At 34.9% G+C, this 229-nt stretch carries 1 protein-coding gene; it reads left to right on the forward strand.

What is annotated here, in order from left to right:
* The coding region (locus ACRHOZ_RS21700) for a DUF6660 family protein (RefSeq protein WP_431130506.1) at positions 1-106 on the forward strand (106 nt) is incomplete at its 5' end.
* Positions 107-229: the final 123 nt, after the last annotated feature.

Consider the following 229-nt stretch of genomic DNA (forward strand, 5'->3'; position numbering starts at 1 on the left):
CGAATTTCAACCGCTTCAATTAGTGATGTCTCACGTAAACTTTGCCTATTTTAACAGCCTTGGCAAAGATTTTACCCTTTCTCTTTACCAACCACCGCAAGTTTAATTCAGTAGCGGGATAACTATATCCTGTTGTGAGCAAACACGCACTTTCCAACAAGTAGGGATATTAAATGTGTTTTCAACTGAATTAAACATTTCTTTTCTATGATTAACAAAATCATTTCTT

This window comes from Flagellimonas flava, from assembly GCF_050617915.1.
Lineage (GTDB): Bacteria > Bacteroidota > Bacteroidia > Flavobacteriales > Flavobacteriaceae > Flagellimonas > Flagellimonas flava_A.